A 21,049-nucleotide genomic window follows, 5' to 3' on the forward strand; every position below is an offset into this window, starting at 1 on the left:
ATTACCTTCACCTTCCATAAGCCTTGTTAAACAAAGCATATGATTAGAAGGTGAATGGTAAACCATAAAGTTGTCGAAAACATTTATTCAAAAGTAGTCGTGAGTCGTTTTATTAGGTTTCCTGTCCCTTGGAAGATAGCCTAAAGGTGAAAAAATATAGCCTATGACCTATACGAGGACAGGCTATAGGGAGATGATAAAAAGGGTATAGGCTTTTCGGAAATAGCCTATACCCTTTTGAGAATGCTGCCGACAGTTTGTTTTATGAAAAACAAAATATAACACCCGTAAAGCATAGTGTTATCTTTATGAGTTAGGGTAGTTAATGCATAGCGTTATGATCTGCCAAGTCTCTCTTGGTGTAAAGTTATTCTTCAATTTCCATCTCATCCAACAAATATCCCGCTCCGGCATATTTGTCCATGATGAAGAGAACGTAGCGGATGTCGACAATGATACTGCGTTGGTAATCGGGGAGATATTGGATGTCGCCGCCGACTCCTTCCCAATTGCGGTCGAAATTGATACCGATCAGTTCACCGTCTGCATTCATCACAGGGCTACCGGAGTTCCCACCGGTCGAATGGGTGGTTGTACTGAAGGCAACTGGCATTTTTCCGTCGGAGGTTTTGTAGCGTCCGAAATCTTTGGCAGCATACAGTTCTTTCAAGCGGGTTGGTACTACGAATTCCCAGTTGGTGGAATCTTCTTTTTCCATCACTCCGTCCAGTGTTGTCTGATGGCCATAGTAGTCGCAGTCGCGCGGGCTGTACCCTTTTACCTGTCCGTAGGTGAGGCGCAGGGTAAAGTTGGCGTCGGGAAAATTGGCACGATCGCCGTACATGGCCAGCAAACCTTTTACATAACTACGGTGAGCCATTGCATACCCATCTTCAAATTCTTTTAACGCATTCTTCAGATTGGCTTCTTCTGCACGGACAGACTTGGCAAAAAGAATCATCGGGTCGTTTTCCAGTGCTTTGACAGACGGACGAGAGAGGAATTTATTGAAATTATCCTCACTGCCGAAGATGGATTTCTCGAACAGATAGTCGACGAATCGGTCTGTGTCTCCTTTGAACTTCTTGTCGATTAATTCGAAATAGGTCGGTTGCGCTTTCGGATCGACTTGGCTGCGGTACTCTTTCAGCATCACTTTGGCGATTTTCTTATCTACGTCGGCCGAGTAATTGCTGTTGGCAAATCCATGATAAGCCCGTTCCAACAGCCGGAGTTGTTCCTGTCTGGCTTTTTTGTCTTTCCCTTTCAAGGCTTCTATGACCATATCCATTTGGGTTGGCACACTTGTAAATTCAATTCCTCGCAGGATCGCTTCATCCAACATCCAACTGCGGAAACGTAGGTCTTTACGGTCCGATACGATCTGTTCGATCGCCATCAGGGCATCGGGGTAGCTCGGTTCGCACATTTTGTTGGACCAGGCAATCAGTTTGTCCTGTTCCTCCTTTTTCATTTGTTCGAAATTACGTTTTTTTATGGCCCAGTTGCTACCGATCGCATTTTTGTAAGCATTCGTTGAGCCTGCATATTTGCTGGCATACTGAATCCGGACAGCTGGATCTTTCAACATCTCGTCCAACATAACTTTCTGGCGCAAGTCACGGATGTGGATACGGATCGTGTTGTCAATATCACGGCGTTCCGCCACTTCCCAGGAAGTATAATATTTATTGGTACGGCCGGGAAATCCCATCATCATGGCATAGTCATTTTCCTGGACGCCTTTCAATGAGATCTTGAACCAGCGTTTCGGACGAAGCGGGACATTCTTGTCAGAGTAAGGAGCCGGATTGCCGTTCGCATCGGCATAGACACGGAAAACGGAGAAGTCGCCTGTATGGCGCGGCCACATCCAATTGTCGGTATCTGCGCCGAACTTTCCGATCGATGAGGGAGGAGCTCCTACCAGGCGGATATCGGAATAGATTTTCTTTGTGAACATGAAATACTGGTTACCGCCATAGAACGCCTTTATCTCAACTTCTGTGCCTGGATTGTCCTGCAGGAACTTTTCTCCGACTTTTGCTTTTGCCAGTCCGTTCAGAAATTTCGGAGATAGGAAGTTCATGCTGTTAGGATCGGTATCTTTTTTCAGTTCCTTTTTCACATAGTCGGTCACGTCTTCTATTTTATCGATGAAAGTGACGGTCATGCCGGGGTTCGGAAGTTCCTGATCGCGCGACATGGCCCAGAAGCCGTCTGTCAGGTAGTCATGTTCCAGCGTGCTGTGGCGCTGGATGCAACCGTAGCCGCAATGATGGTTGGTCAGGAGCAATCCTTCCGGCGAAACGATCTCGCCCGTACAACCGCCTCCGAAAATGACGACGGCATCTTTCAAGGAAGCTGAGTCGGGGCTATAGATATCATAATCCTGCAATTTAAGTCCCAAAGCTTGCATTTCTGGGAATCTTTGTCCTTTCAGTAGAGGCAGCAGCCACATACCTTCATCGGCTGCTACCGGTAGCGACAGGATGGCTGCCGCGAGGGAGATGATGAGTTTGTTCATTGATTTATAATTTGTGATTTATAAATTATGATTTCAGGTTTATGACTTTATCGTCTTCATAAATCTGAAATCATAAATCTTACCATTGTTTGTACGGATATTTTGTCAGCATCGAGTTGTAGTAACGACGATCTCCGCTGACCTCGTGTCCGACCCAGTCCGGCCGTTCAAAAGGTTCGTCTTCAGAAGCCAATTCGATTTCCGCTAAGATCAGTCCTTCGTTGTCGCCGTGGAAGACGTCGACTTCCCAGGTGTGTTTCCCGACAGGGACCAGATTGCGTACTTTGTCGATAATACCGGGTTCGCAGAGTTTCAACAGTTCTTCCGCATCCGCGGGTGGTATCTTCTGCTCGAACTCGTAGCGGCTCAACCCATTCTCGTCCGATGCACCTTTGATCGTGAGGAATCCTTCTTCCCCCCGGATGCGTATCCGTACCGTCCGTCCGGGTTGTGAGCAGATATATCCCTGCATGATACGTTCGGATTTGGAAACCTGTTTGCTGAAATCCCCTTTTACCAGAAATTTCCTTTCAATTTCAATCGCCATGATCATTTGATTGTTACCATCGTCGCCCCGAAGCCGTATTCACGGAAAGAGGCATCCTGGTAATAATATTGTTTGTATTTTGTTTTCAGTTCTTTCTCGATTGCTTTGCGCAGTACCCCGTCACCTTTACCGTGGATGAAGACGATTTTCTGTCCTTTGTTGGCGGCATATTTGGCGAGCACTTCATGGAATTTCTCCAACTGGTAATCCAGCATATCCGCATTACTCAGCCCGTTGGTGTTGTCCAGCAGTTCGGTGATATGCAGGTCCACTTCCAGAATTGAGCTGTCGGTTACTTTCTTCTTGACGATCGTTTGGGGGACACGGCGGTCTTCGTGTACCTTCTGCTGCATGGCTTGCTGGAGTTCGGCAGCAGAGATCAGTAATTCTTTTTCGGGGATGTCCTGGCGTACGATTGGGTATACCATTGCATCTTCATCGAAAAAATCATTTTCCATGAAGCAGTGTTGCTTGTAGAATTTGACCGTATCGAGATGGAGTTCTACCGAAATGGCATTCTTCAATGAATAAGGTTTGTCTTTTTTGAAAGCGATCAGTTGTACGCAAATACGTTCCAAGTCGTTCAACTCTTCTTTGCCGAATTCTTCCAGGAAGATCTGTGTATTCGGCTCCACAATGCCGTTATAGCGGCTGATCCAGCTATTGTTCTGGCGATTCATATAGTTGAAAAACAGATAGTAATTGCTGTCATTGATAAAATAGGTTTCATAGCCGCTTCCCTGCATCACTTTGGCAGGCTCTATCGGGAGGTAAGCCAAATAGATGTTCAGCCGTTCGCCTTCTATGGTTTCCGTTACCTTTTCTACTTCGGGTTGAGGTTCCGGTTTCTTAGGTTGCGGGACAGCAGCCTGTGTCACGGAAGGCAGCGGTGAACGTCGGGAGCTGTGTACCTGCATCTCGCTGTCTCCTACGACTACACATTCGCGGATCAATGCCGGTACTTCGAATCCGTCTTCATCTTCCACCAAAACTTGATCTTTCCCTTTGAAACTACGAACGACACCTCCACCGGTGCTGTTCAGGAAACGCACTTTGTCTCCTACTTTTATGTTACTCATCATTCTATTTACTTTTATTATTTGCTACAAAAGTAGTAAATCCTGAAGAGTAATACCTGTTCTTGTTGATATTTTCTGGTGAATGCACTTGCCGACTAAAAGTTTCATCTTATGAAACGGTTTGGAACTTCAAGAGCCGCTTATAAAGCAGAAAGGGTTTTTGACTATTCGTATTTATTTTTTGAGTTCTTTCGGGATATTGATCTCCATGCAATATGAAAACGGATAGTTTTTTCCCTGCTTTCTGTTCTCGGTTATTCCGTAAATGGTTTGGCATACTGGATCATGCCTTGTACGTCTTTAAGGCTTTTCGGACGCAATTCGATTGCCATGCAATATTCGTGGGGAACATCGAAAGGAAATTCGATGCCGAAGTCTATGGCTTGTTTATAGCCGAATCTCGGATAATAGTCCTTATGTCCTAGTAAGACGACAGAACCGTATCCCAGTTCGGTGGCTCGTTTGTGTGCTTCACGGATCAAGGCTGATCCGATCCCCCGATTTTGATATTCAGGGAGAACTGAAACGGGTGCTAACCCTAAAGAGGTGACGGATTTGTTTTCTGAAACGATTTCGACTTTTGTCATCAGGATATGGCCGATAATTTCTTCGTCAACCTCGGCAACCAATGAAAGCTCTGGGATAAAAGCGTCTGTTTGACGTAGTTGATCTACTAAAAAAGGTTCGCTATGGTCGCTGTCTTCCATATCTCTGAAAGCGAGTTCTACTACTTTATGAACTGCTTCATAGTCTTTTATCTGTTCTTGTCTGATATTGAAATCCATCGGTTTATATCTTTAGGTTTATAATTTTCTGCTAAGATAAGAAGAATACGACAAAATGTCAATAAATTTGTACTTTTGCAATCCGGTTCGATTAAAAGAGCCTGTAATAGTAAAAGTCATGACAACAAAGACGCAACAGATACGCATCGAAGATTTTGATTATCCGCTGCCTGACGAGCGGATCGCCAAGTTCCCGTTACCCAAACGGGATGAATCGAAGCTCTTATTATATAAGGAAGGAAAAGTCAGCGAGAGTATATTCAAGCATATTACGGATTATTTGCCGGAGGGTTCTCTGATGGTATTCAATAATACACGGGTGATCCAGGCACGTCTTCTGTTTCAGAAAGAGACAGGGGCGAAGATCGAGATTTTCTGTCTGGAGCCGGTCGAGCCGCATGATTATGCTTTGGTTTTTCAACAGACTGAATGTTGCCGCTGGACTTGTTTGGTCGGCAATCTGAAGAAATGGAAAGAAGGACTTTTGAAGAAGGAGGTGCAGCTCGACGGTGAGACTGTTATACTGAAAGCGGAAAAATTGCAGACCTGCGGGGACAGCTACCTCATCGAGTTTACGTGGGATCATCCGACTTGTACGTTTGCTGATCTGTTAGATGCAGCGGGCGTATTGCCGATTCCTCCTTATTTGAATCGCGAAACTGAGAAAAGCGATTTGCAGACCTACCAGACGGTTTACTCCAAGATAAAAGGTTCGGTGGCCGCCCCGACAGCGGGTTTGCATTTTACACCGGAAGTTCTGGCTGCTATCGATGCTCAGGGAATCGGACGGGAAGAACTGACGCTCCATGTCGGAGCCGGGACGTTCAAACCCGTGAAAAGCGAGACGATCGAAGGGCATGAGATGCATACCGAATTTATTTCGGTGCGCCGGAGTTCGATCGAACGGATCAAGAATAACCTCGGTAAGATTATTGCGGTCGGCACGACTTCGGTCCGTACGCTTGAAAGCCTCTATTATATGGGTGTCACGTTGGCTTCGAATCCGGATGCCACAGCCGATGAACTGATCGTCAAACAATGGATGCCTTACGAAGAGACGAATAACAGGTTAACAGCTGATGAAGCTTTGCAAAATATTTTGGATTATCTGGACCGACACCAGGCGGACAAGTTGGTGACGGCTACCCGGATCATTATCGCTCCAGGCTATGAGTTCAAGATCGTACGTGGTATTGTGACCAATTTCCATCAGCCGAAAAGCACGTTGTTGTTGCTGATATCCGCTTTTGTGAAAGGGGATTGGAAAAATATTTATGATTATGCCTTAAGGCATGATTTCCGTTTTTTGAGTTACGGGGACAGCTCGCTGTTGTTGTAATGATCATACAATAAATAGTACATAATCCTGTTTATATAAAACATAGATTATAGCAAATGAGACAGTTTAACCCATATTTGTTCCTGTTGTTGGCTGCGTCTTTTCTGTATTCCTGTAAATCAGCGAAGTTGAGCGATGCGGAAGAGAAGCAGCGTATCGGCGAATATTTTGAAGCAGCGGCCATTTACCGGAAAGTATATACGAAGACTCCTCCTGCCAAGCGAGACTTGCGTGGATATATCGCTTTCAGGATGGCAGAGTGTAACCGTCTGATCAACAATACACCGCGTGCGACCAGCGCTTATATGAACGCGCTCAGGTATAAGTATCCGGACAGTATTGTGAATCTTCGCTTGGGACAGATGTACCAGAAGAGCGGACGTTATGGGGAAGCAGTCAAATATTACAACGACTACCTGCTGGCGGAACCGGGCAGCGTATTGGCCTTTAACGGCGTGACCGGTTGCGAGGAGGCCGTGAAATGGAAACAGTCGCCGACCCGCTATACGGTGAAGCGGATGGACAAGTTTAACTCCCGCCGTTCCGAATTCAGTCCGATGTTGTACGGTGAAAAGTACGATCAACTGTATTTTGCTTCTACCCGTACCCCGAAAGGAGCCGGGAAAGATAAGGAAGAAACGAATAGTGCCATCACCGGACAGCGTAACAACGATTTATTTCTGGTAAAGCAGGACGAGAATGGAGCTTGGTTGGCTCCGGTCGAACTCGAAGACGAGGTGAACACCGAGTTTGACGAGGGAACGCCTTCTTTTTCCAAAGACGGGAATACGATGTATTACACCTATTGCGCACAGGATCCGGAAGGGCCGCGTACTTCTGAAATCTATATATCTTCCCGCAGCAGTGCCAAATGGGGAAAAGGAACCAGGGCGAATATCGTAAAAGATTCGGTGACGGCTCTCGGCCACCCTTCGATATCGCCGGACGGCAAGTATCTGTATTTTGTGTCGGATGCCGTAGGTGGTTATGGAGGCAAAGACCTGTTTCGGGCGCGTGTCGTGGGCAGTGACTTCGGACCGATGGAAAATCTGGGGCCTGATATTAATACGCCTGGTGATGAGATGTTTCCTTATGTGCGGGATTCCGTAACGCTTTATTTTGCTTCCGATGGACATCCAGGAATGGGTGGGTTGGATATTTTCAAAGCAACCTTGGACAGCACGGGCAAGTGGAATGTCGAGAATATGAAGGCGCCGATCAACTCGTCCGGCGATGATTTCGGTATCACGTTTGCCGGAAATAAAGAAAGTGGCTTTTTTAGTTCCAATCGCAATGATGCGCGTGGATATGACCATTTGTATTCTTTCGAATTGCCGGTTATCACGATCTTTATCGAAGGTATCGTGTCGGATGTGGACGAGAACCCGATAGAAGATGCTACGGTCCGTATTGTCGGAAGGGATGGTTTGAACGAAAAAGTTTTGGCAAAGAAAGACGGTAAGTACAGGGTTGAACTGGAACGTGATATCCGCTATGTGATGATGGCAAGCGCACGTGGATACTTGAATCAGAATTTTGAGTTGAAAACAGGGCCGGAGGAGAAGAACGAAACATATATCGTGGACTTTTTCCTTTCCCCGATCAGTAAACCTGTCGTGATCGAAAATATTTTCTATGATTTCGACAAGGCGACTTTGCGTCCGGAATCGAAGAAAGCGTTGGATGAAATGATTAAGATGCTGAACGACAATCCGAATGTAACGATCGAGTTAGGAGCGCATACTGACCGGAAAGGTTCGGAGCAGTACAACGAACGGTTGGCGCAGCGGCGAGCACAGTCGGTTGTCGACTATCTGATTGCCGGAGGAATTGCCCAAGACCGACTTGAGGCTAAAGGGTATGGCGAAAGTGTTCCTAAAGCAATCAATAAGAGGATGGCCAAAAATTATGATTTCCTGAATGAAGGAGATGTCCTGACCGAAGAATTCATAGAAAGAATGACTCCTGAGCAGCAAGAGATTGCAGATCAGATAAACCGTCGGACGGAATTTAAAGTCTTGCGGACGAACTATAATTTATTTTGATTTATCGATAAGGTAAAAAAATATAAGGTACCTCGAATTTTAACCTGTAGCTCGTAAGAGGTTATCTATAGAACACCGACATTTTTTTCTGAATGAGCCAGTCGGTTTTCGGATAACCTCTTACTTTTTTCTATAAGACCGTTAATTATTTGTTTCTCTGGCTTTTTAATTGCTGATAAATCATATCTTTGCGGGAATAAAAACAAGATACTATGAGGATAAGAATACTTTACCTATTATTTTTTATATTGATCTTTTGCAACTGCAACGGCCAACAGGTGGAGAAAACGGAAGCAGGAAACACGAAAGAACATACTTTTCAAATGGTTTCTGTTCCCAGTGTCATTACAGAACCGGAAGAACGCGCCGCTTACTTGGTAAAACATTATTGGGATAAGTTCGATTTTACGGATACAACTCTGATTCATTTCCCGGAAATTACGGAGCAAGCGACTTCCAATTATATCGATATGATGAAATATGTCCCGGCGAAAGTGGCTGCTTCTTCTATCAAAGAGATGATGAGTAAAGCGTCGACCGATAGTTCGATGTTCGTCTATTTTTCCGGCCTGTATGAAAAATATCTTTATGATCCGAATTCTCCCATGAGGGATGAGTCTTTGTATATTTATGTATTGGATGCTGTATTGGAAGCTCCGTTTCTGGATGAAGTCAGTAAAATACGTCCGGCCCATTTGCTCGAATTAGCTCTTAAGAACAGGGTGGGAGAACCGGCTACAGATTTTACGTACACGCTGGTGGACGGTAAAAAAGGAACTTTGTATCGTACGAAAGCTGATTGTCTACTCTTGTTTTTCTATAATCCGGATTGCCATGCCTGTAAGGAAATTACGGATCAGCTCGCTGCTTCGCCGTTTGTGACGGAGTGGATCAAGAATAACAAGCTTAAAATCCTGGCTGTTTACCCGGATGAGGATTTGGAGGCCTGGAAAAAACATATTTCCTATATGCCTGCAGGCTGGATCAATTCTTATGACAGTACGGTGAGTTTGAAAAATGATGAGATTTATGATCTGAAAGCGATACCGACCCTTTATCTGTTGGACAAGGATAAAAAAGTTGTATTGAAGGATGTGACATTTAATCAGGTAGAGAATTATTTAAAACAATAACAAACGATATGAAAGTAAGGACTATTTTATTATCAATGGTTTTAGTTGCCGGAGTCAGCCTGAATGCTTCGGCTCAGTTTAAAATCGGAGGTAAATCCATCAATACTAAAAAATTAGTGAATGCAGCATCCGATGCAGCAAAAGCGGTGACTTTGTCGGACGAGGACGTGGCTGCCATGGCTCGCGAGTATATCCAGTGGATGGATACGCATAATGAGATTGCCGGACCGGAAACGGCGATGGGACAGCGTTTGGCAAATCTGACGAAAGATATCAAGGTCGAAGGTCTCGATCTGAATTTTAAGGTGTATAATGTGATCGACGTGAACGCGTTTGCTTGCGGCGACGGAAGCGTTCGTGTTTGTGGAGGCTTGATGAAGATTATGGATGATAATGAAGTGCTGGCCGTTATCGGTCATGAGATCGGTCATGTTTTACATACGGATTCGAAAGACGCCATGAAGCAGGCTTATCTGACTTCGGCCTCCAAGAATGCTGTCGGGGCTGCCAACAATACGGTTGCCAAGCTGACCGATTCGCAATTGGGGAGCTTGGCCGAAACGCTTGCCAGTGCACAGTATTCGCAAAAGCAGGAGAATGCGGCAGACGATTATGGCTTTGAGTTCAGTATCGCGAACGGTATCGATCCTTATAGTATGTATAATTCGCTTAATAAACTTTTGGAATTAAGTGTGGAAGCTCCCAAGTCATCTAAGTTCCGCCAACTGTTTTCGAGTCATCCCGAAACACAAAAGCGTGTCAAAAGGATGAAAGAAAAAGCGGATGAATATACAAAGAATCAGCAATAAACTGTTAATTACCTTTAAACAGTCGATTTGCAGGCTAAAATAATGCTAAAAAATTAAATATTCTGCCGTAAAACTATGCTGAATAACATAAAATCTATATATTTGCACTGTGTTTTTCATGGTATTAGATTTAAGGTTAGCAATGAAGATTGGTTGTCGTGATGACAACCTTTTCTTTTTTTAGGCCCTTTGTATTTTTCTTTTCTTTCGAAAGTTTTTAAGATTCCGAAATAATATTACTTTTGTGTATTGACTAAAAAACTAAATAGTGTGGATACAAGAATAAAATTGCGGGTGCAAGGTTTAACGAACAGCCAGATACAGTCAGGTGCTTATGCCTTGATTCTTGCTGAAGAAGATGGGGTTCGCCGCATACCTATCATTGTTGGGACATCGGAAGCCCAGTCTATTGCGATCGCTTTGGAACGCATCACGCCTCCTCGTCCTTTGACGCATGATTTGTTTGCAACTTTTGCACAGGCATTCGGTGTTCGTTTGTGTGAGGTTTTTATCTATAAGTTTGAAGATGGTGTATTTTATTCCGAACTGCTTTTTGAGGATGGAATAAAACAGATTCGCTTGGATTCGCGTACTTCCGATGCTATCGCCATCGCTTTGCGTGTGAAATGCGATATCTATACGACACCTGAGATTGTCCGTGAATGTGGTGTCGTGCTTGAAAATTCCGCAGAGGAGAAAGACAAGGATGATGATTCCATATTGGCTCTGGAGCCGGAGGAAATACATGATGAAACAAAGCTGAAAAAATGGCTTTCTCTTTTGGATGTCGATGAATTGTCGGATCGTTTGGATGAAGCGATAGCCGATGAGAACTACGAGTATGCAAAGATGTACAAAGATGAAATCCGGCGTCGTGAAGAGGAGGGCAGGTCTAGATGATAGAACAACAACTTGGTTTTAGTCTTGAGTCTTTTTTACGTGGTATAGTAGGGATTTCTACGGTGTTGGGGGTTGCTTATCTGATGAGTTACGATCGGAAACGGGTCGATTGGAAATTGGTGGGTGGCGGATTGTTTATGCAGTTTGTCTTTGCTCTTGCCGTATTGTATGTCCCTGTAGTCGGAATTGTTCTGGAATGGGTGGGCAAGGCTTTTATTAAGTTGATGGATTTTACTCAGTCCGGGGTTGCTTTCCTTTTAGGGCCGTTGGTAACTAAAAGTGAAGGGTTTATCTTTTTGTTGAACTCACTTCCGGTGGTGATTTTTTTCTCGGCCTTGGTTTCCTTATTTTATTATTGGGGGATTATCCAGCGCGTAGTGGGAGGATTTTCTTGGCTGCTACGACGTTTCATGAATATTTCCGGAGCCGAAGGATTGGTTGCGTCTGGCAATGTGTTTTTGGGAATGACGGAATCCCCTGTTTTGATCAAGAATTATCTGCCGGCGATGAACCGGTCGGAAATATTTCTGGTTATGGTTTCCGGAATGGGGACGATAGCCGGAACAGTGATGGGAACTTATATCGGTATGTTGGCGGGAGGTGATCCTGTGTCGAGGGTTCTGTTTGCGAAACATTTGCTTTCGGCCTCGCTGATGGCTGCTCCGGGTTCTATTGTTCTGGCTAAAATTCTTTGTCCGCAAACAGAAAAGGTCGACGACCGCTTGGTGAAGATGGAGAAGGTCGGACAGCATTCCACTGTATTGGATGCGTTGGCTGCCGGTACGTCGACGGGTGTACGTCTGATGGTGAATATCGCAGCGATGTTGCTTGTATTCATAGCAATGGTCGCACTTGCCAATTATATTTTGGAGGGTGTGATCGGACGCTATACCGGACTGAATGACTGGATCGTATCCATTACAGGCGGGAAGGCTCAAGGACTGACATTCCAGTTTATATTGGGAGTGATCTTATCTCCTTTTATGTGGCTGATCGGAGTTCCTTATCAGGATGTGATGTTGGTCGGTTCTTTGTTGGGACAGAAAACCATTTTAAACGAGTTTGTCGCTTATTTCCAGTTACAGGAATGGAAAGATGCCGGTTTGTTTCTGTATCAGAAATCTATTTTAATGTCTACCTATATCTTATGTGGTTTTGCTAATATCTCGTCTATTGGTATTTTGCTGGGAGGGATGGGCGTGTTGGCTCCCGAAAAGAGGGAACTGGTCACTCGTTTCGGCTTTCCGGCTATGATTGCCGGTGCGTTGGTATCGGTACTTTCGGCTACGATAATAGGAATGGTGTTAATTGTCAATTGACAATGGGGAAATCTTTTAATTTTTAACTTTTAATTTATTCAAGTGCAGATATTTTATACGCCGGAGATAGCTGTGAACCTAGAGCTTCCAGAAGAAGAAGCCGGGCATTGTATTCGTGTACTCAGGTTGACTGAAGGTGACGAGATTTTGTTGACGGATGGTAAAGGCTTTTTTTTTAAAGCGGCAATCAGCCGTGCCCATCCTAAGCATTGCGAAGTGAATATTCTGGAACAGTGGGAACAGCCTGCTTTATGGAACTTCAATCTTCATATAGCAGTGGCTCCGACCAAGAATATGGACCGTATGGAGTGGTTTGCGGAGAAAGCGACCGAGATCGGTATTAATGCCATTACTTGTTTGAACTGTCGTTTTTCCGAACGGAAGGAAATTAAGCCTGCCCGCTTGGAAAAGATTTTGATCAGTGCAATGAAGCAATCACAGAAAGCGACTTTGCCGGAACTAAACGGAATGACCGATTTCCGCACGTTCGTTAGTCTGCCTTTTGCCGGTCGTAAGTTTATTGCCCATTGCGAGGAAGGGGTAAAACCTCTTTTGAAACAAACGTATCATCCGGGAGAAAACGCACTTGTCCTGATCGGTCCGGAAGGCGATTTCAGTCCCGAAGAAATAGCGCTTGCCTTAAAATGTGGATTCGAACCTATTTCGTTAGGCGAAAGTCGTTTGCGTACGGAAACGGCGGCATTGGTCGCTTGCCATACGATACATGTGTTGAATCAGTAATAACAAACAATGACCGAAAAAGAAAAATGCCGTCTCGGCCTGTTGTATGATGCTAATTATGATCCTGAAATATTGGCGGATCGTGAGCGTGCAAAAGAGTTACTTTATGATTATAACCGTTTACGTCCTTCCGAGCAGATCAGGCGGACGGAACTTCTGAAAAAACTTTTGGGGAAGACCGGGGAGAACTTGATCATAGAACCTCCTTTTGCCTGTGACTACGGGTATAACATAGAAGTGGGAGAGAACTTTTATGCGAATGTCAATCTGGTTATATTGGACGGGGCAAAGGTCTGTATAGGAGATAATGCTTTTATCGCCCCCAATGTCGGCATTTATACGGCAGGACATCCATTGGGTGCATCCGATCGCAACAAGGGCTTGGAGTATGCTTACCCGATCACGATCGGTAATAATGTATGGATCGGTGCCGGAGCCATCATCCTTCCTGGTGTTACAATAGGTAATAACGTGGTGATCGGAGCCGGTAGCGTAGTAACAAAAAATATACCCGCCTATTCACTTGCAGTCGGAAACCCTTGCCGGGTGATCAAGCGGATAGACGAGTAATATTTTTGAATGTTTCCTTTTTATCTTATTCCCATTCGATCGTCGCATTGGGTTTCGGAGACATATCGTAGCAAACGCGGTTGACGTTTTTGACTTCTTTTAGAATGCGGTCCGTAATCTTCATTAGGATAGGCCAATCGACGGGTTCGATAGTAGCCGTCATGGCATCTACCGTATTGACGGCACGGATGATAACAGGCCATTCAAAGGAACGTGCATTGTCGCGTACACCTACGGATTTGAAGTCAGGCACAACGGTGAAATACTGCCAAACTTTCTTGTCTAATCCAGCTTTTTGGAATTCTTCACGCAGGATGGCATCCGCTTCTCGAACCGCTTCCAGTCTGTCGCGTGTGATAGCACCTAAGCAACGCACTCCTAAACCTGGACCGGGGAACGGCTGGCGGAAGACCATTTCGTAAGGCAAGCCCAATTCGAGACCGCAAGCGCGAACTTCGTCCTTGAACAACTGGCGTAATGGTTCGACCAATTCGAATTTCAGGTCTTCGGGCAGACCACCTACGTTGTGGTGGGATTTCACCATCTTGGCTGTCTTTGTACCGCTTTCCACGATGTCGGGATAGATAGTACCTTGCGCTAAGAAGTCGATGCCATCCAGTTTGCGTGCCTCTTCTTCAAAGACACGGATAAATTCGCCACCGATGATTTTGCGTTTTTCTTCCGGATCGGCAACGCCAGCCAGCTTATCTAAGAAACGATCGGTAACGTCTTTATAAATCAGGTTTGCATTCAACTGGTTCTTGAAAACTTCAACGACATTTTCCGATTCACCTTTACGCATTAGACCGTGATTTACGTGTACGCAAACCAACTTGTCCCCGATAGCTTTCAGAAGCAATGCGGCAACAACGGAACTATCGACTCCGCCAGAAAGTGCCAACAATACCTTTCTGTCACCGACCTGACGTCTTACCAGTTCGATTTGGTCATTGACGAAGTTCGTCATATTCCAGTTCGCTTCGGCTTTACAAGTGTCGAATACGAATGTTTTTACCGATTCTTTGATAGCCTCCATGTCACTGGAGAATTCATTTAATTTTACTTCGCAGAGAGCCTTGTCGTGGCCGGCTGCCATAACAGGGATTCCAATCGAATAGATTCCCGGATTTACATCAATGGCGACACCGTCGATTACATTGTTAGGACCACCGTTGATGATGATACCTTTTACATTCGGAAGTGCTTTGAGTTCTTCAACCGTAATGTCGTGCGGATAGATTTCGCTATAGACACCCAACGCGCGGATTGCTCGTGCCAGCACAGTGTTTTCATGACTGCCCAAATCCAGGATAACAATCATATCTTGTTTCATACGATTCTTTATTTTTTATTGGTTTTACATTATGTATACTTGAAATGCGGATATGGAATTTTACTCCCACTCGATTGTTGCGGGCGGTTTTGAGCTGATGTCGTAGACAACGCGGTTTACTCCTTTGACTTTGTTGATGATTTCGTTGGACACTTTCGCAAGGAATTCGTATGGGAGTTGCGCCCAGTCAGCCGTCATGGCATCCGTCGAGGTTACAGCACGCAAAGCAACCGTATTTTCGTAGGTCCGTTCGTCCCCCATAACACCTACGGACTGGATCGGGAGGAGAATCACTCCGGCCTGCCAGATTTTGTCGTACAAGCCCCATTCACGCATCAGCGACATATAGATATCGTCGGCCTCTTGCAAAATTCGTACTTTTTCCGGGGTGATATCACCTAAAATACGAATACCTAAACCGGGACCGGGGAACGGATGACGTTTGATCAGATGTGGTTGCATACCTAACTCCATACCGACACGACGTACTTCGTCTTTGAACAGGAGGCGTAGCGGTTCGACCAGTTTCAGGTTCATTTTGGCAGGCAGACCGCCTACATTATGATGGCTCTTGATAACAGTTCCGGTAATGGATAGCGATTCGATTACGTCCGGATAAATGGTACCTTGACCTAACCATTTTATATCTTTCAACTTGTGGGCCTCTTCGTCAAACACATCGATAAAACCTTTGCCGATGATCTTACGTTTCTTTTCAGGTTCGCTGACACCCGCCAGTTCCTTATAGAATTTCTCTTTGGCGTCGACTCCGATCACGTTCAGTCCCAAGTGTTCGTAATCTTTCAACACGTTTTCAAATTCATTCTTGCGCAACAAGCCGTGGTCGACGAAGATGCAAGTCAGGTTCTTGCCGATAGCCTTGTGTAGCAGAACAGCCGTAACCGAAGAATCTACACCGCCGGAAAGCGCTAAGATTACTTTGTCGTCTCCCAATTGTTCTTTCAGTTCGGCAACGGTCGATTCGATAAAGGAGGCCGGTGTCCAGTCTTTGGCGCATCCGCAAATATTCAGGAAGTTGTTTAATAATTTAGTACCGTCTGTCGAGTGGAATACTTCCGGGTGGAATTGTACGCCCCAGGTTTGTTCACCTTCCACATGATAGGCAGCTGCTTTTACATCGTCCGTGCTGGCGATTACTTTGAAGTTTTCAGGAAGGACCGTGATGGTGTCTCCGTGTGACATCCAGATTTGTGAACCTACATTGATGCCTTTCAGCAATTCGTCTGTATTGTCGATATACGACAGGTTGGCACGTCCGTATTCGCGGGAGTCGGCCGGTTCAACGTTTCCACCGGATGTATAAGCCAGGAATTGGGCTCCGTAACAGATTCCCAATACAGGATATTTACCGCGTATTTCACTTAAGTCAGCTTTGAACGCATTGGCGTCATATACGGAATAGGGACTTCCGGAAAGGATTACGCCTTTTACACCTGTAGCATCGTGGGGGAATTTGTTGTAGGGGACAATCTCGCAATACATATTCAACTCACGGACTCTACGCCCGATTAATTGAGTTGTTTGCGAGCCGAAATCAAGAATAATAAGTTTCTCGTGCATGCAAATTATTATTTAATTGAGTGGCACAAAGGTAGGAATAATATTCGAAATTTAAATCATTTTTCATACCTTTGCGTGTTCATTTTTAATCGTAACCGTATGGATGCTGAAAAGAAAGAGACAAAAGAAATAAATAAGATGTCATTGCTGATCATGGCAGTGGTTGTGTTGTTGTTGATTATCACCGGTGCTGCCTACTATATTTTCCATCAGAATCAGCAGATGGAGGACTTGGAGCAGGCTTATGTTCTGGATAAGGAATCATTGGAAGACGAATTTAACGAATTGTCTCTCCAATATGAAGGATATAAATTTAATATAGGTAACGACTCCTTACTGAATCTATTATCTACCGAGCAAGCTAAAGTACAACGCTTACAGGAAGAACTTCGTACTGTAAAGGCGACAAATACGAAAGAGATTGCCCGTCTAAAGAAGGAATTGCAGACATTGCGTAAGATCATGCGTAATTATGTAGTTCAGATCGACTCTCTGAATCGTGCTAACGAACAATTGAAAGTGGAAAAGAATGAAGCGGTAAAGAAATACAAGCAGGCTTCTTCTACGGCTACCACTTTGAAGAAGGAAAAAGAGAAACTGACGGAACGTGTCACATTGGCAAGCCGTTTGGATGCGACGGGTATCAATGTAACTCCTGTCAATGGTCGCGGAAAAAAGGCAAAGGTGATCAAGAAGATGGAACAATTTGTCGTTGACTTCCGGATCAGCAAGAACATTACGGCTCCGGTCGGAGAGAAGACGATCTATGTGCGCATCATGAAGCCGGACGACGATATCCTGTTGAAGAGCCGTGCCGATGTATTTACCTTCGAAGGAAAAGAAATCAATTACTCCATGAAGAAACTGGTCGAATATGACGGTGAGGAATTGCCGGTTACGATGTACTGGAATATCGAAGAATTTCTTTCTCCGGGTACATATCGGGTCGATATATTTGCGGATGGCAATTTGATCGGCCGTAAAAGTTTCACACTCGAAAAATAGCAATGGAAACAGATGTCCATTTTGCGCGACTACTTGCCGACCTTCCGGAAGCCCTTGTCTGTGATGAAGCTTTTCTCGGCGAACTGGCAAAAAACGCAAAGTTGATCTCCGTGAAGAAAGGAGATTATCTGTTGCGTACAGGTGAGTTGTGTCAGGATGCCTATTTCATCAACAAAGGTCTTTTCATCAATTTATATGTAAACGAGAACGGTAATGAATGTGTCACCGGTTTTGCGGCTGATAATATGTTTCCGTTCCTTTCCGCCATTGGCTATTTTACCAAGCAACCTTCTGAATTTGAGATTAAGGCGCTTGAAGCCGGCGAGTTGCTCTGCTTTTCCCGCGATCATATCGAGAGCCTTTCGTTCCGTTATCCTTTGTTTGCATCTTATTATCAGAATATCATGCTGACGATCATCTATAAACTGGATGTTCTGTTGGCCGTTCGCCTCTCTTCCACAGCGGAAGAGTTCATCCAGTTTCTCTACACGAACTATGCCTGGATGATCAACCGGGTTCCCGATAAGTATATCGCCCATTATATGGGAATTAGTAATGCCTGGTATTGCAAGTTGAAGCGGAAAGTCCTCTCATTCACTAGAACAGAATAGGTGGCGGAACAAGTTTCATGGGCATGGAACTGTATTTTTACTGGTGGGAAACTATATTTTCATCGGTGGGAAACAACGGTTTCTTCAGGATGAAACCATGTGAAACTATATGCTTGTGAACGTATAAGAAAGCAGTTATTGAATTAGTTCAATTGTATATTTAAAGCGAACCAGTACTTTTGCACCGTTTAGGAAAGAATCCGAATAAAACAAGATAAAGATGAAGAGATTTGTCGTATTAGTTGCATTACTGGTTTCGTCGGGCTATGCAAGTGCCGGGCGTACGTTGACGCTGGAGGAATGTCGTGAATTGGCTATTCAGAACAACAAAGAGTTGAAGATCTCGGGAGAAAAGATTAAAATGGCCGGCTATGAGAAAAACGCCGCTTTCACCAAATATTTTCCTCAACTATCGGCGACTGGCGCGTATATGTGGAACCAGAAAGATATTAATCTGCTGGATATGGGAGCACTCGGCGCTTCTATTGGAGGGGCTCTCGGGCCGATCGCCCAATTGCCGGTGTTTGGAAAGTTGATGGAAGGGGTGGATGACTTGCAACACCTCGACATTCAGAATATCTGGGTGGGAAGCGTTTCACTTGTGCAACCTGTGTTTATGGGAGGCAAGATTATCAATTACAATCAGATTACTAAGTACGCCAAGCAATTGGCCGAGTCGATGAATGACCAGCAACTGCAGGATGTCATCTGTAAAACCGATGAAACCTATTGGCAGGTGATTTCTTTAGTAAATAAGAAGAAGTTAGCTGATGCCTATGTCGATTTGCTTCGTAAGACCGATCATGATATGACAGCGATGATCAATGAGGGAGTAGCGACCGAAGCCGACGGACTCTCCGTCAAAGTCAAACTGAACGAGGCAGAGATGGCACAGACGAAAGTCGATAACGGTCTGGCTCTTTCCCGCATGTTATTGGCACAGATATGCGGGTTGCCCTTAGAAGACCCGCTTGTTTTAGCAGATGAAGATATCGAAAGTTTTCTGACAGAGCCTTCCGTTACGGCGGCCGATGTGAACGAGGCCTTTATGAATCGTAACGAGCTGAAGAGCCTTGACTTGGCGACTAAGATTTATAAGAGGAAGGAACGGATTGTTTTGTCGGATATGTTGCCGAATGTGGCATTTATGGCAAACTACTTGGTCACGAACCCTAATTCCATGAACGGCTTCAAAAATGAATTTGCCGGGATGTTCAATGTCGGTGTAATGGTGAAAGTTCCGCTTTCCGGCTGGTGGGAGGGCAGTTATAAGCGCAATTCGGCTCGTGCCGAGACACGCATCAAGTCTTTGGAGTTACAGGATGCACGCGAGAAGGTGGAATTGCAGGTCAATCAATCCGTTTACAAGGTCAATGAAGCAAACAAGAAGCTGATCGTTTCCACCCGCAATATGGAGAATGCGGAAGAGAATCTTCGTCATGCCAATCTCGGATTTGAGGAAGGCGTAATCCCGGCTCTTAACCTGATGCAGGCGCAGATGGCTTGGGTGTCGGCGCGTTCCTGCCTGATAGATGCACAGATAGAGGTGAAATTGACGGAAGTCTACTTGACGAAAGCGATGGGAAAGCTGGGGGATGAGCTCTCTGGAAGAACCAGGAACGCGGATTAAGTGGATGAACACGGACTTGATACTTTTGAGGACACTATCTAAATCATACAATCATAAATCTCAAATTATAAACTCATGAACGAGAATAAAAAATACTCAATCAATAATATGTTATTGGCATTTATCACATTCTTAGGTGTGGTCGGATTAGTTGCATTAACCGGTTTCTTTTTACTGACGCCGCCGGATGATATCATCATGGGGCAAGCGGAGGCTACGCAAGTTCGTATTTCGGGAAAAGTTCCCGGACGAATCGAAGCATATCGTTTCAGTGAGGGCGACAAGGTGAAAGTGGGTGACACGCTTGTCTTCCTGGATACGCCCGAAGTTCTTGCCAAGCTTCAGCAAGCGGAGGCTGTACGTCGTGCCGCTGAAGCTCAGAACGCAAAGGCTATTAAAGGTGCCCGTGCACAAGAGATAGCTGGAGCATATGAAATGTGGCAGAAGGCGAAGGCTGGATTGGATATTGCCCAGAAATCATATACGCGCGTACAAAACTTGTTCGATAAAGGGGTAATGTCTGCCCAGAAACGCGATGAGGCAGAAGCCAGTTACAAGGCAATGGCCGCTACTGAGAAAGCTGCCAAATCCCAGTATGATATGGCTGTAGACGGAGCCCGTGTGGAAGATAAGGCCGCGGCTGCCGCTCTCGTAGGGCAGGCTGCCGGAGCGGTTGCCGAAGTGGAATCCTACTTGAAGGAAGCGGCACTTGTCTCACCGATCGACGGGGAGGTGTCCGAACGTTTTCCTGAAGTGGGCGAATTGGTCGGTACGGGTGCTCCGATTATGAATATCACCGACCTTAACGATATGTGGGTGACCTTCAGTATCCGTGAAGATCATCTGAAAAACATCAAGATCGGTACCGAATTAGACGCTTTTATCCCGGCGTTGGATAACCGGCCGGTCAAACTGAAAGTTTATTATATGAAGGATATGGGAACTTATGCCGCCTGGAAAGCGACAAAAACGAACGGACAGTTTGACTCCAAGACATTCGAGGTGCGTGCCCGTCCAATGGAAAAGGTGGCCGACTTACGTCCTGGAATGTCGGTCATTAAGAAATTGACGATTGATAATTGACAATTAAAGAAC

The 21,049-nt window shown here is 45.1% G+C and carries 18 protein-coding genes; 12 read left to right on the forward strand and 6 right to left on the reverse strand.

Features of this window, described 5'->3' with window-relative positions; all coding sequences use genetic code 11:
- Positions 1 to 367: 367 nt before the first annotated feature.
- The 4 genes from BHV83_RS07935 to BHV83_RS07950 form a co-directional block, all read right to left on the reverse strand.
- The gene (locus BHV83_RS07935) at positions 368 to 2,527 is read right to left on the reverse strand and encodes a S46 family peptidase (protein WP_122205994.1); all 2,160 of its coding nucleotides are present in this window, start codon (positions 2,525 to 2,527) and stop codon (positions 368 to 370) included.
- A 79-nt stretch (positions 2,528 to 2,606) separates the two neighbouring features.
- Positions 2,607 to 3,074 carry a CYTH domain-containing protein gene (locus BHV83_RS07940; RefSeq protein WP_036657638.1) on the reverse strand — a complete coding sequence of 156 codons (468 nt, stop codon included), beginning with the start codon at positions 3,072 to 3,074 and terminating at the stop codon, positions 2,607 to 2,609.
- 2 nt (positions 3,075 to 3,076) lie between these two features.
- Positions 3,077 to 4,153, reverse strand: a complete 1,077-nt coding sequence (locus tag BHV83_RS07945) for a DUF2027 domain-containing protein (RefSeq protein ID WP_122206005.1) — start codon at positions 4,151 to 4,153, stop codon at positions 3,077 to 3,079.
- A 254-nt stretch (positions 4,154 to 4,407) separates the two neighbouring features.
- Positions 4,408 to 4,938, reverse strand: coding sequence for a GNAT family N-acetyltransferase (locus BHV83_RS07950; RefSeq protein WP_122204295.1), 531 nt, complete (start codon positions 4,936 to 4,938; stop codon positions 4,408 to 4,410).
- Between the two features lie 118 nt (positions 4,939 to 5,056).
- Here BHV83_RS07950 and BHV83_RS07955 point away from each other — a divergent pair, with 118 nt between their 5' ends.
- From BHV83_RS07955 to BHV83_RS07990, 8 genes are all read left to right on the forward strand, one after another.
- Positions 5,057 to 6,277 (forward strand): S-adenosylmethionine:tRNA ribosyltransferase-isomerase, encoded by a 1,221-nt coding sequence (locus BHV83_RS07955; RefSeq protein ID WP_046451407.1) that lies wholly within the window; start codon positions 5,057 to 5,059, stop codon positions 6,275 to 6,277.
- A 56-nt stretch (positions 6,278 to 6,333) separates the two neighbouring features.
- Positions 6,334 to 8,322, forward strand: a complete 1,989-nt coding sequence (porE, locus tag BHV83_RS07960) for a PorE family type IX secretion system protein (protein WP_122205995.1) — start codon at positions 6,334 to 6,336, stop codon at positions 8,320 to 8,322.
- Positions 8,323 to 8,534: 212 nt separating this feature from the next.
- Positions 8,535 to 9,455 (forward strand): DUF5106 domain-containing protein, encoded by a 921-nt coding sequence (locus BHV83_RS07965; protein ID WP_005640147.1) that lies wholly within the window; start codon positions 8,535 to 8,537, stop codon positions 9,453 to 9,455.
- A gap of 8 nt (positions 9,456 to 9,463) precedes the next feature.
- Entirely contained in the window at positions 9,464 to 10,264 is an 801-nt protein-coding gene (locus BHV83_RS07970; protein WP_122205996.1) for a M48 family metallopeptidase, read from the forward strand.
- Positions 10,265 to 10,534: 270 nt separating this feature from the next.
- Positions 10,535 to 11,164, forward strand: coding sequence for a bifunctional nuclease family protein (locus BHV83_RS07975; protein WP_005640152.1), 630 nt, complete (start codon positions 10,535 to 10,537; stop codon positions 11,162 to 11,164).
- Positions 11,161 to 12,483 (forward strand): NupC/NupG family nucleoside CNT transporter, encoded by a 1,323-nt coding sequence (locus BHV83_RS07980; RefSeq protein ID WP_122205997.1) that lies wholly within the window; start codon positions 11,161 to 11,163, stop codon positions 12,481 to 12,483. Before BHV83_RS07975 ends, BHV83_RS07980 begins: the two co-directional genes overlap by 4 nt.
- Before the next feature lie 42 nt (positions 12,484 to 12,525).
- On the forward strand, positions 12,526 to 13,224 hold the full coding sequence (locus tag BHV83_RS07985; protein ID WP_005640156.1) for a 16S rRNA (uracil(1498)-N(3))-methyltransferase: 699 nt from the start codon (positions 12,526 to 12,528) through the stop codon (positions 13,222 to 13,224).
- Between the two features lie 9 nt (positions 13,225 to 13,233).
- Entirely contained in the window at positions 13,234 to 13,794 is a 561-nt protein-coding gene (locus BHV83_RS07990; protein ID WP_005640158.1) for a sugar O-acetyltransferase, read from the forward strand.
- A gap of 25 nt (positions 13,795 to 13,819) precedes the next feature.
- Here the strand turns inward: BHV83_RS07990 and guaA (BHV83_RS07995) are convergent, their stop codons facing one another.
- Together guaA (BHV83_RS07995) and guaA (BHV83_RS08000) are read right to left on the reverse strand one after the other, a co-directional pair.
- On the reverse strand, positions 13,820 to 15,127 hold the full coding sequence (gene guaA / locus BHV83_RS07995) for a glutamine-hydrolyzing GMP synthase (RefSeq protein ID WP_046451410.1): 1,308 nt from the start codon (positions 15,125 to 15,127) through the stop codon (positions 13,820 to 13,822).
- A 60-nt stretch (positions 15,128 to 15,187) separates the two neighbouring features.
- Positions 15,188 to 16,708 (reverse strand): glutamine-hydrolyzing GMP synthase, encoded by a 1,521-nt coding sequence (gene guaA, locus BHV83_RS08000; protein WP_005640163.1) that lies wholly within the window; start codon positions 16,706 to 16,708, stop codon positions 15,188 to 15,190.
- Between the two features lie 99 nt (positions 16,709 to 16,807).
- On the opposite strand from guaA (BHV83_RS08000), the gene BHV83_RS08005 reads away from it, so the two are divergent.
- The 4 genes from BHV83_RS08005 to BHV83_RS08020 all read left to right on the forward strand — a co-directional run bounded on the left by BHV83_RS08005 (position 16,808) and on the right by BHV83_RS08020 (position 21,037).
- Positions 16,808 to 17,713 (forward strand): DUF8429 coiled-coil domain-containing protein, encoded by a 906-nt coding sequence (locus BHV83_RS08005; protein WP_122205999.1) that lies wholly within the window; start codon positions 16,808 to 16,810, stop codon positions 17,711 to 17,713.
- Positions 17,714 to 17,715: 2 nt separating this feature from the next.
- Positions 17,716 to 18,324 (forward strand): Crp/Fnr family transcriptional regulator, encoded by a 609-nt coding sequence (locus BHV83_RS08010; RefSeq protein WP_005640167.1) that lies wholly within the window; start codon positions 17,716 to 17,718, stop codon positions 18,322 to 18,324.
- Between the two features lie 220 nt (positions 18,325 to 18,544).
- Complete coding sequence (locus tag BHV83_RS08015; RefSeq protein ID WP_286757284.1) at positions 18,545 to 19,954, forward strand: TolC family protein; 1,410 nt, start codon at positions 18,545 to 18,547, stop codon at positions 19,952 to 19,954.
- A gap of 75 nt (positions 19,955 to 20,029) precedes the next feature.
- Complete coding sequence (locus BHV83_RS08020) at positions 20,030 to 21,037, forward strand: HlyD family secretion protein (RefSeq protein WP_005640171.1); 1,008 nt, start codon at positions 20,030 to 20,032, stop codon at positions 21,035 to 21,037.
- The last annotated feature ends 12 nt before the right edge of the window (positions 21,038 to 21,049 follow it).

The organism is Parabacteroides sp. merdae-related_45_40 (assembly GCF_001915675.1).

Coding starts and splice junctions, on each gene's coding strand:
- BHV83_RS07940 (WP_036657638.1), bottom strand. CDS start 3,074: ATGGCGATTGAAATTGAAAGGAAATTTCTGGTAAAAGGGGATTTCAGC.
- BHV83_RS08015 (WP_286757284.1), top strand. CDS start 18,545: ATGAAGAGATTTGTCGTATTAGTTGCATTACTGGTTTCGTCGGGCTAT.
- guaA (WP_005640163.1), bottom strand. CDS start 16,708: ATGCACGAGAAACTTATTATTCTTGATTTCGGCTCGCAAACAACTCAA.
- BHV83_RS07950 (WP_122204295.1), bottom strand. CDS start 4,938: ATGGATTTCAATATCAGACAAGAACAGATAAAAGACTATGAAGCAGTT.
- BHV83_RS08010 (WP_005640167.1), top strand. CDS start 17,716: ATGGAAACAGATGTCCATTTTGCGCGACTACTTGCCGACCTTCCGGAA.
- BHV83_RS07955 (WP_046451407.1), top strand. CDS start 5,057: ATGACAACAAAGACGCAACAGATACGCATCGAAGATTTTGATTATCCG.
- BHV83_RS08020 (WP_005640171.1), top strand. CDS start 20,030: ATGAACGAGAATAAAAAATACTCAATCAATAATATGTTATTGGCATTT.
- BHV83_RS08005 (WP_122205999.1), top strand. CDS start 16,808: ATGGATGCTGAAAAGAAAGAGACAAAAGAAATAAATAAGATGTCATTG.
- porE (WP_122205995.1), top strand. CDS start 6,334: ATGAGACAGTTTAACCCATATTTGTTCCTGTTGTTGGCTGCGTCTTTT.
- BHV83_RS07990 (WP_005640158.1), top strand. CDS start 13,234: ATGACCGAAAAAGAAAAATGCCGTCTCGGCCTGTTGTATGATGCTAAT.
- BHV83_RS07935 (WP_122205994.1), bottom strand. CDS start 2,527: ATGAACAAACTCATCATCTCCCTCGCGGCAGCCATCCTGTCGCTACCG.
- guaA (WP_046451410.1), bottom strand. CDS start 15,127: ATGAAACAAGATATGATTGTTATCCTGGATTTGGGCAGTCATGAAAAC.
- BHV83_RS07945 (WP_122206005.1), bottom strand. CDS start 4,153: ATGAGTAACATAAAAGTAGGAGACAAAGTGCGTTTCCTGAACAGCACC.
- BHV83_RS07965 (WP_005640147.1), top strand. CDS start 8,535: ATGAGGATAAGAATACTTTACCTATTATTTTTTATATTGATCTTTTGC.
- BHV83_RS07970 (WP_122205996.1), top strand. CDS start 9,464: ATGAAAGTAAGGACTATTTTATTATCAATGGTTTTAGTTGCCGGAGTC.
- BHV83_RS07980 (WP_122205997.1), top strand. CDS start 11,161: ATGATAGAACAACAACTTGGTTTTAGTCTTGAGTCTTTTTTACGTGGT.